Source organism: Bradyrhizobium dasycarpum, assembly GCF_042019905.1.
Taxonomy (GTDB): Bacteria; Pseudomonadota; Alphaproteobacteria; order Rhizobiales; family Xanthobacteraceae; genus Bradyrhizobium; species Bradyrhizobium japonicum_B.
On record NZ_CP169574.1, the window covers coordinates 39,236 to 53,177 of the forward strand.

Annotated in this window: 11 protein-coding genes and 1 pseudogene; all 12 read left to right on the forward strand. The window is 56.1% G+C overall.

What is annotated here, in order from left to right:
• The first annotated feature begins 47 nt into the window (after positions 1-47).
• The gene (locus ACETMP_RS00175) at positions 48-1,184 is read left to right on the forward strand and encodes a glycosyltransferase (RefSeq protein WP_375159468.1); all 1,137 of its coding nucleotides are present in this window, start codon (positions 48-50) and stop codon (positions 1,182-1,184) included.
• Positions 1,184-3,004 (forward strand): annotated as a pseudogene (gene asnB, locus ACETMP_RS00180) (asparagine synthase (glutamine-hydrolyzing)). The gene ACETMP_RS00175 and the pseudogene asnB overlap by 1 nt, the downstream one beginning before the upstream one ends.
• A gap of 89 nt (positions 3,005-3,093) precedes the next feature.
• Positions 3,094-4,638, forward strand: coding sequence for an O-antigen ligase family protein (locus ACETMP_RS00185; protein WP_375159469.1), 1,545 nt, complete (start codon positions 3,094-3,096; stop codon positions 4,636-4,638).
• Positions 4,639-4,846: 208 nt separating this feature from the next.
• Positions 4,847-5,239 carry an NUDIX hydrolase gene (locus tag ACETMP_RS00190; protein WP_375162053.1) on the forward strand — a complete coding sequence of 131 codons (393 nt, stop codon included), beginning with the start codon at positions 4,847-4,849 and terminating at the stop codon, positions 5,237-5,239.
• 293 nt (positions 5,240-5,532) lie between these two features.
• Positions 5,533-6,897 carry a nucleotide sugar dehydrogenase gene (locus ACETMP_RS00195; protein WP_375159470.1) on the forward strand — a complete coding sequence of 455 codons (1,365 nt, stop codon included), beginning with the start codon at positions 5,533-5,535 and terminating at the stop codon, positions 6,895-6,897.
• Positions 6,894-7,895 (forward strand): NAD-dependent epimerase/dehydratase family protein, encoded by a 1,002-nt coding sequence (locus ACETMP_RS00200; RefSeq protein WP_375159471.1) that lies wholly within the window; start codon positions 6,894-6,896, stop codon positions 7,893-7,895. The genes ACETMP_RS00195 and ACETMP_RS00200 overlap by 4 nt, the downstream gene beginning before the upstream one ends.
• Positions 7,892-9,142, forward strand: coding sequence for a methyltransferase domain-containing protein (locus ACETMP_RS00205; RefSeq protein ID WP_375159472.1), 1,251 nt, complete (start codon positions 7,892-7,894; stop codon positions 9,140-9,142). The genes ACETMP_RS00200 and ACETMP_RS00205 overlap by 4 nt, the downstream gene beginning before the upstream one ends.
• A 4-nt stretch (positions 9,143-9,146) precedes the next feature.
• Complete coding sequence (locus ACETMP_RS00210; protein WP_375159473.1) at positions 9,147-10,205, forward strand: Gfo/Idh/MocA family protein; 1,059 nt, start codon at positions 9,147-9,149, stop codon at positions 10,203-10,205.
• Positions 10,202-11,494 (forward strand): glycosyltransferase family 4 protein, encoded by a 1,293-nt coding sequence (locus tag ACETMP_RS00215; protein WP_375159474.1) that lies wholly within the window; start codon positions 10,202-10,204, stop codon positions 11,492-11,494. Before ACETMP_RS00210 ends, ACETMP_RS00215 begins: the two co-directional genes overlap by 4 nt.
• Positions 11,487-12,221 carry a glycosyltransferase family 2 protein gene (locus ACETMP_RS00220; RefSeq protein WP_375159475.1) on the forward strand — a complete coding sequence of 245 codons (735 nt, stop codon included), beginning with the start codon at positions 11,487-11,489 and terminating at the stop codon, positions 12,219-12,221. Before ACETMP_RS00215 ends, ACETMP_RS00220 begins: the two co-directional genes overlap by 8 nt.
• Positions 12,218-12,832 carry a class I SAM-dependent methyltransferase gene (locus ACETMP_RS00225; protein WP_375159476.1) on the forward strand — a complete coding sequence of 205 codons (615 nt, stop codon included), beginning with the start codon at positions 12,218-12,220 and terminating at the stop codon, positions 12,830-12,832. The genes ACETMP_RS00220 and ACETMP_RS00225 overlap by 4 nt, the downstream gene beginning before the upstream one ends.
• Before the next feature lie 178 nt (positions 12,833-13,010).
• Entirely contained in the window at positions 13,011-13,829 is an 819-nt protein-coding gene (locus ACETMP_RS00230) for a class I SAM-dependent methyltransferase (RefSeq protein ID WP_375159477.1), read from the forward strand.
• The last annotated feature ends 113 nt before the right edge of the window (positions 13,830-13,942 follow it).

A 13,942-nucleotide genomic window follows, 5' to 3' on the forward strand; every position in this document is an offset into this window, starting at 1 on the left:
GGTTCCTTTCATATAATACCCACGTATTCTCTATGAGAACAGGGGCCATGTCCGTTCCGATCGCGCACATTCTACGTACTTACGGAGTTCACGGCGGCGAGCGGCAGCTGGCGCAGTTTTTTTCTGCTGAGGATCCGAAACTCTATGACAATACTTTTTTCTCCCTGTACCGGAATCGCGCGTGTGACCGTCTCTTTGAGACGATCCCATCGTTGCGCTTGAAGACAATCTTACCGATCGAGGCGCCAATCTTCCCATCACTTCGGTACGAAATGCTTCTGCTGATCGTCCTGCTGCCCATTCTTCAGCTTCGGTTATTTTATCTACTTGCGACGGGCAGGTATCGGGTTTGCGTTGTTCATGGTGTTCAGGCTGCGGCGGCGTGCTGGCTTGCCGCTTGCTTCTTGTCGAAGATCCGATCTGTATATGTTCACCGTGGGACAAAGTCTGAAGCTGGATCGCATCCGATCTTCAAAGTGCTTTATCGCCCATATGACGTCATGGCAGGTGTTTCAGTCGCGACCGCTCACTCTCTCGAACCCTTGGCAAAGTCTGGCGGGCCCGTTATCACAATCGAGAACGGCATCAACTGGCAAAAACTTGTCGATGCAACATCCCACTGTGAAGGACGAAAGCCGGACGAAGTGACGACGCTCATTTCGTCTGCAAGGCTTTTGAAGCATAAGGCCCAGGCTTTTTTGTTAGATGCCCTTGCGGTGGTGTTAAAGGAACGGGCGAACGTAAGGCTGATAATTGCGGGTGACGGTCCCGAAAGGGAAAACCTAATGCAGCAGTCTCGAAGGCTCGGCATCGCTGGTTGCGTTCAGTTCATTGGACATGTCCCGAATGTTAATTGCTGGATTGTGAACAGTGATATCTTCGTTCATGCCTCGGAGGTTGAAGGCATGAGTAACGCAGTTCTTGAAGCGATGGCACTTGGCTTGCCCAGCGTTGTCGTTGACGCACCTGGCGTCACCGAATGTCATATCGACGGCGAGACTGGTTTTGTAGTTTGCCGTAGCCCGGAGGCGATGGCGACGCGGATCGCTGAACTGATTGATGATGCCGATCTTCGGCGTCGCATGGGGATTAGAGCCAGGGAGAGGATCAAGGAGCACTATTCGATCGCGGCCAATCTCGAGCGCTATCATGCACTTTATTCTCAATTGCTGGCGGCACACTGATGTGCGGGCTAACAGGCGGGCTTTGGCGGGACGCGCGGAGGGTGGACTCAGACGTTGCGGCTGCTGCGCTTGAGGCCATCGCTCACCGAGGTCCTGATGCCAAGGGACAGCATTTCGAGTCCGGTCTTTTCCTTGGGCATCGACGCCTGAGCATTATCGACCTTGATTCTAGATCCACGCAGCCGATGCATGCGGGGCCGTTGAGTATCGTCTTCAATGGCGAGATCTACAACTATCGCGAATTAAGGAACACTTTACAGCGCAGAGGTTGGACCTTCCAAACGGAATCCGATACGGAGGTGCTGCTGGCAGCCTTCACGTTCGACGGGATTGATTGCCTGCCATATCTCGAAGGCATGTTTGCCTTTGCGGTTTGGGATCGCAAGGCGCGTCGATGCACGCTTGCTCGCGATCGCTATGGCGAAAAGCCGCTTCTCTATTTCGACGATGGCAGCCAGTTTCTCTTCGCTTCAGAAGTTCCAGCGATTGAGGCTCTCGCCGGGAGAGAACTTGAGATTGATCGCTCGAATCTGGCTCTATTTTTCCGCTTCTCATACCTGCCAGCGCCATATGGTCCCTTCAAGGGAATGAAGCAGCTTCGCCCTGGACATTGGCTGCAGTTCGATCCTGCGCGCTGGTCGACGCAAGAAGGTAGTTTCTACAGCGTCAATGCCGGCGAGAAACAAGAAACCTTTCTTGGATCGTTCGACGAAGCGAAAGTCGAACTCCGGCAACGCCTGACGGCGTCAGTCCGACATCGCCTCGCCGCATCCGATGTTCCGGTCGCGACATTCTTGAGCGGCGGCCTCGATTCCTCCATCGTCGCAGCTCTCTCGGTGCAGGAAGTCGGAAGTCGAATTGCTTGCTACTCCGTGGCATTTCCGAACGACCCTGCATTCGACGAATCACCTTATGCGAAGTCCCTCGCGGCTCGCTATCCGCAGATTGATCATCGGATTCTCGATGTAACCGAGGATCGGTTGGCCGATTTTACGGACCGGACGCTGTCACTGCTCGGTGAACCCTTTGCGGATGCGTCACTTATCCCGACTGCTTTCCTCTGCTCTCAGGTCGACGAGAAGGTAATCCTTGGCGGAGATGGGGCCGATGAGCTATTTGCTGGCTACGGCACCTACGCCTCGATGCGTATGAGCGCCCGAATTCCACCGTGGGTCAGAGCAGGATTGCAGGCATTGCCTCAGCATGAGAATCCTGCGGCCATTCGAAATTCGCTGCTGAGAGCAGCGGCATTTTTTTGTTTCCATCTGAAACCGAATGCGGTGGAGGAATATCTGTCATGGCGTACTTATGCGTCACCCGAACAGATCGAGGGACTCGGCTTTTTGCAAGCAGATGCTAGTCACGTTCCGGAGGATATCGCTGACGCTAAGCTCGCGACGCTGCGCGATATTCTCACCACCGACATTAAATTTAACCTTCCTGCGGACATGCTGAAAAAGGTAGATCTTGCCAGCATGCAACATGGGCCTGGAGGTGCGGCTGCCCTTTCTTGATCGGAGCTTGTAGCTTTTGCGTTGAGCCTCCCGGAACGTTTCCTGATTTCAGGCGGGGCTCGTAAGCACGTACTCCGAGAGGCCTTCCGTGACGAACTACCGGCAGATATTTTGAGGCGTGGGAAAAGGGGTTTTCTGCTGCCGATCAGACAGTGGATGAAGACCGGACGAATGCGAGACGAACTGTCCGATATCGCGAGTATGCAGACACTACTTGATGCGCAGACCATCAAAGGTTGGATCAATCGGCATGAATCCGGTGGCCGAGATTTCTCCCAGATCTTTGGTCTTGTTATGTGTTTCTAAAATGGATGAGTTCTCGACAAAGAATCTTTCGGAAATCCAACTCACAAGCGGCGGTGATAGCGTAGGACCGAGACGGCTGAAGGTGGCGGATGACGCAGACACTTGACACTAGCGAGGAGCTGAGCGCGGCGGCCGATCGGAGTACGGTGAGCTCGGTAGATCAAGATATTCTTGAGAGCAATCTCGGAAAATTCATCCTTACCGCGTTTTTGTTTCTCGTCATGCTCGCGTGGTGCGCGGTCCGTTCGCACTATCTCGAAGGAGGGCGAGATGATGTCGGCGACAATCTCGTGCCACTTTGGATCAGGGCTTGCGTTCTGGTGGCGCTGTTCATCCCGGTGCTAGTTGCTTTGAAGCGGGATCGTCAGCTCTCTTGGTTGGTCGGCCTCTCTGCAGCAGTCGGTTCGGTTCCGCTACTGCCGTTGCTTCCATTCTTGCGCGATTACACCCATCTTGCTGTGCTGGCGTGGCTCGTGATCCTGCCGCCGGTGTTTTTGCAGCGAATACCAATCTCTCATGTGCCGATGTTTCTCGTTTTATATATTGCTTATATTGCGACGTGTGCTTTTTCCGCTGTCATGAATTATGTTCATCTGCACAACGTTTGGCAGATTAAAGTTGGCGTTACATTCCTCATTCTTTTTGGCGGGTTTGGGTATGTGATGGCTGCAATCGTTGGTCAGCCTCTACGGGCGGAAGCCCGCTTTCGTTCCTTGCTCGACGGTTTTGTATGGGGCGCATTTGCGCAAGCCGCAATCGCGATTGTTGCACTGCCGCTTTTGCTGTTATCTCCTTTTACTTTTGGCAACGATACCATTTTCGGACTGGCCTATTTCGATAAATACAAATCGACGTTCTCGGGGCCGGTCTCGCTTGGTATATTTTTCGTCATCTCTGTTCCGCTGCTTCTTATCTGGATGGACGTCAAGGGACGGTCGTCGTGGCTTGCAAGACTGTATTTGCAATTCGCGCCGTGGATCATGATGGCAACTGGCAGCCGCACAGCGCGCATCGTCGAGATCGGAATGATCGGCATGTTGCTTCTCTTGCCGAAATCTAGGATGAGGACGCTGGCATTTCTTCCGTCGGCGCTGGTTGCTTACGTTGTTGGCTTCCAGTATCAGGCGCTTCCACCAGCAATCTTCAGGTTTTTTTCTGCGGATGTGGATCCGAGCCGGGATATGTCCGATCGTTTCTTTGTTGTCACGGACCGTATCGAGTTCACGAAGGAAACCATTGCAGAGATGGCTCAGGAGTCCGCTTTCGTCAAATTCTTCGGTTTCGGCCCTGGTACCGGTGGATATCGAACCAGCGGATTTCCAACGCCTCACAATATGCTGCTTAACCAGTGGGCAGAGACGGGTGTTATTGGCACTCTTGCGCTGATAGGCTTCATGGTTCTTCTGATTTGGGGATTGGCGAAGTATGGCCTGAGCCGTTCGCCCGGCGCCGATCAGGGGTGGATCCTGCTTATTGCAATCGCGTCATTTGCTGCTGTGAATGCAACCTATGCCCCACATTACTGGGGATATGTGATGGTTCTCCTGTTGCTTGCGAGCGCAAAAATCATTGCCTTCCGAACTGAGCCTGCCGGCACTATGCAGTCATGCGCAGATGCCAAACGCCTCTCGTAGAAATTACTTCAACTTAAGGGCCTGTAGCGGCGGAAAGCCTGACCATGAAACATGCCTTCGCTTCGATGGACGTTGATCAGCGGATTCGGCGACGCGCGACAACTCAGGTTTCTCCCTGGGTAACGCTGGTCGAGCGGACCGTGCATGATTCCAGGGGGAGCTCGTCGGAGACTTTCACGGTCTTGCCCTTGCGGACTACATATCGATAATCGCGATTTCGTCCGATGGACAGGTGCCACTGGTTCGACAGTTTCGGCCCGCGGTTGAGCAATGGACTCTGGAGTTTCCGGGGGGCTTGCTTGACCCCGGAGAAGAGCCGCAGAGCTGTGCGATCCGCGAACTATTTGAGGAAACCGGGCTTGAGGCTCTCGATGCAACAAGTCTCGGTGCCTTCCTACCCGACTCCGGTAGACTGGGAAATCGATTGTGGGGGTTTTTTGCCTCTGGCGCTGTTCCGGCCAAGGGTTGGATGCCGGAACCCGAGATCCAGGTGGAATATGTCAGTGTAAAGGAGTTGGACGTCCTCGTCCGAGACGGCACCTTCAACCATGCCCCCCATCTTGCGTTGTTCGCTGTCGCCCGCTTACGGGGCTTTATTTAGCAGTGCCAGTTCATTTCGAAACAGTGACGGCGGGTCCAGTCAGAGGACCGCGATAGGTCGCGTTGGCCTCCGCGCCCCAGCATTGGCTTCCAGTGGACGGTATGGACTATGGACTACCGTCCTGATTGCGTCACCCCTGAAAGCACGAAAGTTCAAGTATTTCAAAATTTTGGGGGATCTAGCGGGTGCCATGGTCGGCCGCTCCCGGATGTAACAAACAGCAAGACACAAGGGGCCGTATCGTTTATTGGAGGCGAGAAATTGACTCTTTTGACGGGTTAAAGATTTCGACCATGCTCGTTCCCCGCTCTTTCGCCGACCGATCCATCTGCATCTTGGGCCTCGGATATGTCGGGCTCACCCTCGCGTCAACAATGGCTGCGGTCGGATTTCGGGTCTGGGGCGTCGAGGTCCGGGAGGATGTGGTGGACGGGTTGCGGCAAGGACAGCCGCATTTCCATGAACCCGGACTGGCGGACCAGTTGAGCCGCGCATTAAGAAGCGGCGCATTCACGGTTGATACGAGTGTGCCGCCGGGGTGCGACGCGACGGTTTTCATCATCACAGTGGGAACGCCGCTTAACGCAGACAAGCGCGTACGCACGGATATGATTGAGCACGTGGCGGGCGAGGTTGCTGCAGCGATGCCCGCAGGCGCGCTCGTCGTCATGAGATCCACTGTGCGTTTGGGGACCACGCGCTCTATCGTTGCGCCCATCCTTGATGCTGCCGGCAAGTCCTACGATCTGGCCTTTTGCCCCGAGCGGACCCTGGAAGGCGTCGCCATTCAGGAGTTGCGCATCCTTCCGCAAATCATTGGTGGCGGTTCAGAAGATGCGACGGTACGGGCCGGGCAGCTATTTCAGTTCGTGACGCCGACGACAGTGCGCGTACGTGATCTCGAGACCGCGGAGATGATCAAGCTGGTAGATAATTCCCAACGCGATGTTCACTTCGCCTTCTCCAACGAGGTGGCATCGATGTGCGATGCAATCGGGGTGAGCGCCGCGGATGTGATTGCCGCCGGAAAGCTTGGGTATCCTCGTACCAATCTCGCAATGCCCGGACCGGTCGGTGGTCCCTGTCTCGAAAAGGATTCTTATATCCTGTCCGAGGGACTTGAGCATCGCGGCATGTCGCCCGCAATCGTTCTGACGGCCCGCAAACTCAATGAAGCTCAGCCCGAGCAAGCGATCGCAGCATTGAAGCACGCGACCGGTCGTATCAACGGTTTTCCAGATGCACCGATCGTGACCGTGCTTGGTCTTGCTTTCAAGGGCGCGCCCGAAACGGATGACCTGCGTGGCACGATGGCTCGTCCTATTCTGGCAGCGCTAGAGCGCCATTTTCCGAATGCGCGGTTCAGAGCTTTCGATCCTGTGGTCTCGCCGCAGGCTATTCGAGATTTCGGGCTCGATCCCGCCTCATCCCTCGAGAACGCGCTTGATGACGTCAATGTTGCTGTCATTGCCAACAACCACAGCTGCTTCCGCTCCATGGCGATCGAGACACTGTCGCATCGGATGGCTTCGCCTGCGATGTTTTATGACTTCTGGAACAACTTCAACTCCGACTATCTACTCTTGGCGCCACATGTCGGCTACATGGCGCTTGGTAGCCATGGCAGAGCAAAACTTCCGAAGGTAGAGGGTCTATGAGCCGTCGATATCTTGTCACGGGAGGCACAGGTTTTCTGGGAGCCTCCCTGGTTCACAAGCTGGTACGGGACGGGAATAGTGTGCGCGTGCTGGACAATAACTGGCGGGGGAATCCAAGGCGGCTTGCCGGAATCGAGGATCGCGTAGAGCTGCTTATCGGCGATATCCGGGATCCGCAGGTGGTGCGCCGTGCCGTCGATGGTATGGACTGCGTGGTTCATATGAGCGCGATCAACGGCACCCGTTATTTCTACGAGCAGCCTGAGCTGGTGGTGGATGTCGCGATTTGCGGCATACTGACAGTAATCGATGCATGCCGGGACGCAAAGGTGCGCGAACTCATCGTTGCGTCCAGCTCCGAGGCTTACCAATCGCCGGGTCAGGTTCCGACCCCGGAGAACGTTCCGCTGGTCGTGCCTGACATACGAAACCCGCGATATTCCTACGGTGGGTCGAAGCTCGCATCCGAACTGATCGCACTGAATTATGGACGGACGGATTTCGACCGCGTGGTCGTTTTCCGACCTCACAACGTCTATGGCGCCGATATGGGGTTCGAGCATGTCGTCCCCGAATTTTCTGTCCGGGCAGCGGAGGCTGACGTGGTGACGAAGCCGGGATCGCCTTTGAGCTTTCCCTTGAAGGGAGATGGCGCCCAGACGCGCGCCTTCATTCACGTCGACGATTTCACGGATGGTCTCGCGACAGTCATTACACGCGGCGCGCACCTCAACGTCTACCACATTGGGACCACCGAAGAGGTGACGATCCGACATGTTGCGGAATTGGTTGTTGCAAGCTTCGGCCGGGAGGCGATCATCGAGATTGGCCCCGCGCCCTTTGGCGAAACGCAGCGTCGTTGTCCGGACATCAGCAAGATCCAGGCGCTAGGTTGGTCCCCCAGCATTTCGCTGCAGGACGGTCTTCCCTCCGTTGTTCGCTGGTATCGGGACCATCCAGAGCTGCGCCCATCACGAGTTTTAGGAGATAGCAAATGACAGCGACAGCGCAATCCAGGCCCATCCTCGAGTGCCAAATTTGTGCGAGCGATAAACTCAAGCCGGTGCTGTTTCTCGGCTACGTCCCGCCAGTGAACACCATGCCGCCGGTGGGAGAACGAGCGCTTGAGCAGCCTGCGTTTCCGCTTGAGCTGTTCCGATGCGAGGAATGCAGTCTGGTCCAGATTGGGCTGGAGGTCGATGCGGAGGTTCTCTTTCCATATTCCTATCCATATCTGAGCGGTACAACCAAGATACTGCGCGAGAATTTCGCAGAGCTGTATCGCGAGGCGTCATCGCTCATCAAGATTTCGGCCGATGATCTAGTGGCTGACATTGGCTCAAATGACGGATCATTATTGATCAATTTCAAGGAGGGCGGCCATCGTGTTTTCGGCGTTGAGCCATCGCGCGCTGGCGAAGTCGCGCGTGAGCGCGGCATTGAGACGCTGACGGACTATTTCGGCGTGAAGCTCGCGGCTCGGCTACGTGCCGAACGCGGCGCCGCCAAGGTCATCACTGCGGCAAATGTGTTTGCGCATATCGGCGATGTTCACAACGTTACGAAGGGAGTCGTAGAATGGCTCGCCGAGGACGGCGTTTTCATCTCGGAGTCGCACTATCTGCTCGATCTCGTCGAGACGCTTCAATACGACACCGTCTATCACGAGCATCTTCGTTACTATGCGCTAGGCGCGCTCGAAGCGCTATTCGCGCGTCATGGACTCGAGGTGTTTCACGTCAAGCGCATTCCGACCCACGGTGGTTCCATTCGAGTCTATGCCGCGCGTCCAGGGCGGTACGAGATCCAGGCATCGGTTGCCGAGCGTCGTGCGGATGAGGAGCGCTTCGGTCTCGCAGATGGCAGTGCGCTAAGAACCTTTGCATCACGCGTCGTTCATTCCAAGTTGGAATTGTACAAGCTGGTTGCCGGGTTGAAGAAGGATGACACCAGCATCGTGGGCATTGGTGCTCCGTCGCGTGCATCTACGCTGATCAACTATGTCGGTCTCGACGATGGTATCATGAATTCCGTGATGGAAGTCTCGGGCTCGCACAAGCTGGGCAAGTATATTCCGGGTACGAGAATTCCCGTGATCGACGAGGCCGCGCTGTATAGCGATCAGCCGGATTATGCGCTGCTGCTCTCCTGGCACATCGCCGATGAACTCGCCGCCAATCTCCGAAAGCGTGGTTATAAGGGAAGGTTCATTGTTCCTTTGCCCGAGCCGAGAATTATCGAGTGATCTGATGGTGAGAAAACGAGCGCTCAGGCTCGGCGTTGTCGGTCTAGGATTCGGTGTCGACGTGCATGTTCCAGCATTTGGTCTGCTGTCCGATGTTGAGGTGGTTGCTCTGCTGGGGAGGGACGCCGACAGGGCTGCAAGCGTCGAAAGCCGTCTTCGGATTCCTGTGTTGACGGACGCTCGACGCTTTTTCGCCTTTGGTCTCGATGCGGTCAGTGTGGCAGTGCCGCCGGGAGAGGTCGAAGCGATCGTTGAGCACTGTCATGAGCACCGACTTCCCGTGCTGTGTGAAAAGCCGCTCGGTCCCAACATGCCGGTCGCGCAGCGATTGGCACAGAGATACCGCGACTTAACGACGGCGATTGATTTCGAATTTGCAGAACTTACAACTTTTTTGACGCTGCATGAAATGATCGCCGCGCGAAAGCTGGGGGATCTCAGGCACATCCAGGTCACCTGGCTCAACGAATCCTGGGTGCATCGGAGCGGAGCCTGGTCGTGGAAGACTGACGCCGACCGCGATGGGGGCGTGCTGAACCTTTTCGGGACGCATGTTCTGTATCTCATGGAGTGGCTTGCGGGGCCTGTCGTCGCATTGTCTGCACGCCTGGATTCTCGGGTTACCGATCAGCTGAAGCCGAATGCCGGTACACGCGCAGCAGAAGATCTCGTCCATGCAACGTTTGACCACGCGTGCGGTGCGGTGACATCCATCACGATCGGAAACGCCAATCCGGGTCTAACAGCCCACCGATGGACGGTGGTAGGCAGTACCGGAACGGCAGTCATCGACAATTCCACCCGTGACTATATGGGTGGTTTCAGATTGGTTGCGACGGGCGCTAGTGGTGAGCCACTCTTGGACGTGTCCGAGCCTGTCATCAGTGGGGATGGTCGTCTGCCCCCTTTCAAGCGGCTTGCGGAGCGTTTCGTCGCAGCAGTGCGGGCAGGCACCACCTGCCGTCCAGGTTTCGGCGAGGGGGCGCGGGTGCAGCTGCTGGTCGATACCATCAGGCAAGCAGCGCTCGAAGACCGAACCATCGACGTGCGGAGGCCTGTGTGAGGCTTGTCATCGTCGCATCGAACTGGCCTTTTCCCGGGCACACCGTGCGTGCCGCTAATGTGGTCGTATTTGAACTTACGCGTGCCCTTGCTGCGCAGCCCGGAATGACGATCGGGTTTCTTAAGGTCGGTATCGGTCTGGAAGGGCAGCCGGGGCCGGACGCTGAAGAGCTCGCGGGTCTTGCCGCTCTGGCCAAGGCTGGCGTCGACATTCTGCCGGAGATCGTATTGCCGATGCGAACGACAGAGGGGTCGCCGTTCGCCAAATTGCTCAATCCGAAGCCGGAACATTTCTATCCCTATGTTGCCCATGGTGGGGGCGCGATCGCACGAGCGCTGGCGTCCTGGAATGCCGACGCGCTGATGGTGCCTTGGAGCGAATGGCTAACTGCCGCGTGTTCCACGGTACCTGTTCTCAAGTTCGCGTACTATGGAAATCCGGACCACAAAGCCGGCTATATGCGCACATTGCATGATCGAAGGCTGAATGGCTGGAGTTTAGGCTATCTGCGTGTGCGCGTTGGCTTGTCCCGTCTCGAACAGGTGCATAACCAGATCATGCGCCGATACGAGATATTGGGAGATGTCGCCGCCAACGATGCCGAGTATTACGCCCGGCATGGGCATCCGAACGCGTTCTATATCCAGAACGTATGGATCGATCGCTTCGGCGAGGGGTGGCGTGAGCGTCGGCGCGCGCTGGAGCAGGCCAGTCCCCTTGTCATCATCGGCAATGTCGGAAAGCTAGGCGGGACCGCCAACCGCTATGGGCTGGATTATCTCGGCCGCCAGGTGCTCCCCGAGTTGCGGAAGCGCATGGCGCCGGGGACATTCAGGATCGAAATCCTCGGGTCCGGAGAGCTTGAGCCGGGCATTCGCGCTCATCTCGAAGGGCCGGATGTCGTGTTTCGCGGATTCGTGCCCGATATCGATGAGGCCATGCTGGCTGCGCATGTGTTCCTGTGCACGAATAACGCGACGCCATTCAAGGTCGGCCACACCCGATATCTTCACGCTTGGACTCTAGGTTCCTGTGTCGTCGCCCACCGTGATGTGTCCCTGTCAATGCCCGAAATCAGGCATGAAGAGAATGCTTTGCTCGGGCGTGACGCTAGCGATATCGCTGATCTAATCGTGCGAGCAGGGCAGGATCAATCATTGCGCAAGCGCATTGGAAGCGCGGGATGGGAGACCTATCTGACGAGGTTCAGGGCGGAGACCGTTGCAGAGGATGTTGTCGAAAGACTCCGTCGCCATAGCGGCCGTGGAGAGTTTCGCCACAATGACTGATCGTTCAATGCGGCCGGTATTGTCGATCGTCACAGTCACTTACAACAGTGCTGCAACGCTGGAGGATACGCTACGAAGCGTGCGCGATCAGAGCTTTCGTGACTATGAGCATGTTATTGTCGACGGTGGATCGACGGACGGTACGATCGATCTGCTCAAGAAGGCAGGTGATGCTGTCCGATGGATATCCGAGCCTGACCGCGGCATCTATGATGCCATGAACAAGGGAATCCGACTTGCGCGGGGTACGTGGATTCATCTGCTGAACTCGGACGATTACTACAGTGCGAATGACGTCTTGGCGCGTATCGTGCCGCGTCTGGTCGAAGATTCAGTGAACTATTGTGATCTCGTCCGGGCCGAACCGGATGGCAGGCGAGTTCTTCAGCGATATCAGTTCAAGAAGTGGCCGCTTTATTTTTCCGCTTATTTGCCCCATCCCTCTCTCATCGTATCCGCGAAGCAATACGCAGAAGTTGGGGCATATGATACGACATTCCGGGTCGCCGCGGATCACGACATGATCTTGCGACTGGTCGAGCGATATCCGGCAAACCACATATCCATCGATATGACTGTGATGCGACAATCTGGCGTTTCCGCTACCAATCTCGATTGGAGCATGCGTGAGTTCGGTATGGTGCTCAAGAAACACAATATCCCTGCAATGCTCGTAAGCGTCATCATGGCCATTCGCCGCGTTTGGTGGAGGATACGGGTAAAATGAACGATCCAAATAGTCTCGCGATTCGCGCAGGCGTCAGCGAGAGAATCTCACTGATCTCGCCTGACCGCGCTGCGCGCGTGGCCGATATCGGGTGCGGTGAGGGAGAATTGTTGGGACGCCTGGTGGAGCTTGGTTTCGGCCAGCTTATGGGTGTCGGCTGGAAGGTTGATGTACCTGCCGGCATCGCCAAAATAGAGAACGTCGATCTCAGTCATCCTGGCTGGGCCGATCGAATCGGTGGCCAGAAGTTCGATATTCTTGTCGCTACCGAAGTTCTGGAGCATCTGGTCAATCCCTATGAGTTTCTGACCCAGTTGCGGCGGCTGGCCGTCCCAGGTGGTCGCCTTATCCTGACATTCCCGAACGTGCACAATTGGCGTAGCATTGTCGGCTATGCGCTAGGCGGGCGTTTCAGCGGTTTCTTCGGTCCGAACTGGAACAACAACCACCCTCTGTACGATCAGCATATTTTCGTTCCGAATCATCATCTGGTGCGATATTTCCTGTGCCTTGCAGGTTTCGAAATCGTGTCAATCGACTTCCTATACGGTCGGGGCAAGCTGTTCGGTACGACGGCGATGTTCGATTGCCGCGCTGCAGCGAACGCTTAATCCGAGCCATCGGGATTTGGCGGAGCCGGTGCACGGCGCGGGGATGCATCTGGATGGAACCCTCGTTGGCTCAAAGGCGTGTTCGCTTGTTCGGCTGCCCCAACGGCTTTATAGGAGCAGACATAGGGCGACCTAGTCCATCTCCAGGTCGAGCTGCTGCCGTGGAAATGGGATCAAAATGAGTTCTGTCGGAAAATCAGTACTCTCTTCCCCGGCGGCATTTTTTGAGTGGTGCCTTCATTCGGTCGATCAGGAAAAAATACCATTTCGAGCCAATTACCCTCAGTATTTCAGCAGTTCGGCGCCTTATCTCTGGCGGGCCTATGATCGGCGCCTGTCCGATGTGATCGCACTCGTTCGTCCTGGCTTGCGCGTGCTTGAGATAGGCTGTGGCATTGGTTCGGACCTCCATTGGTTGGCGCTGCAGGGTGCGGATGTAACCGGTATCGATGTGAAGTCCGAATGGACGGAGGCTGCGCGCGAACTGACACAGCATGTCCGTGACAAGATCGGGCCGGTCACGGTGAGGATCGAACGTGTCAATCTGCTTGATCTCCCTCCGGCTCAATACGACCTCATCTACATGAAGGATACGTTCCATCATTTGGAGCCGCGCGATCAGATCGTTGCCAAGATCGCGTCGTTGCTGGCACCCGGCGGCAGAATAGTGATCGTCGAACCGAACGCCTGGAATCCTGCGATTCAATACAAGATGTTTCGCATCCGCGGGTTCAACACGATCATCGATAAGATCGATAAAGCGACGGGCGAACGGTTCGTTTATGGCAATGAGCGCCTCGTCACCGGAAGAGCTATTGCAAGCGCTTTTGCGCGCCATGGCATCCAAGGTTCGACACGCTTGTTTAGGCTAGTGCCGACCGCGTTGGCATCGAATTTGTTCTTCGTTAAAGTGGCCAATCTGCTTGAGAAGTTTCGGATCGAGCCGTTGTTGGTGCCGGCCTGCATTCACAGTGTCTATGCCGGAACTAAATCATGAGCCCAAGCCGATGCCGCCGCATGTCAGGAGACAGGCCGCTTGTCGCGGCGACTTCGCTTCGGAACCCACTAGTATGGCGTCGGGGCCGGCGCCGCGGTGGCGTCCGCTGCATG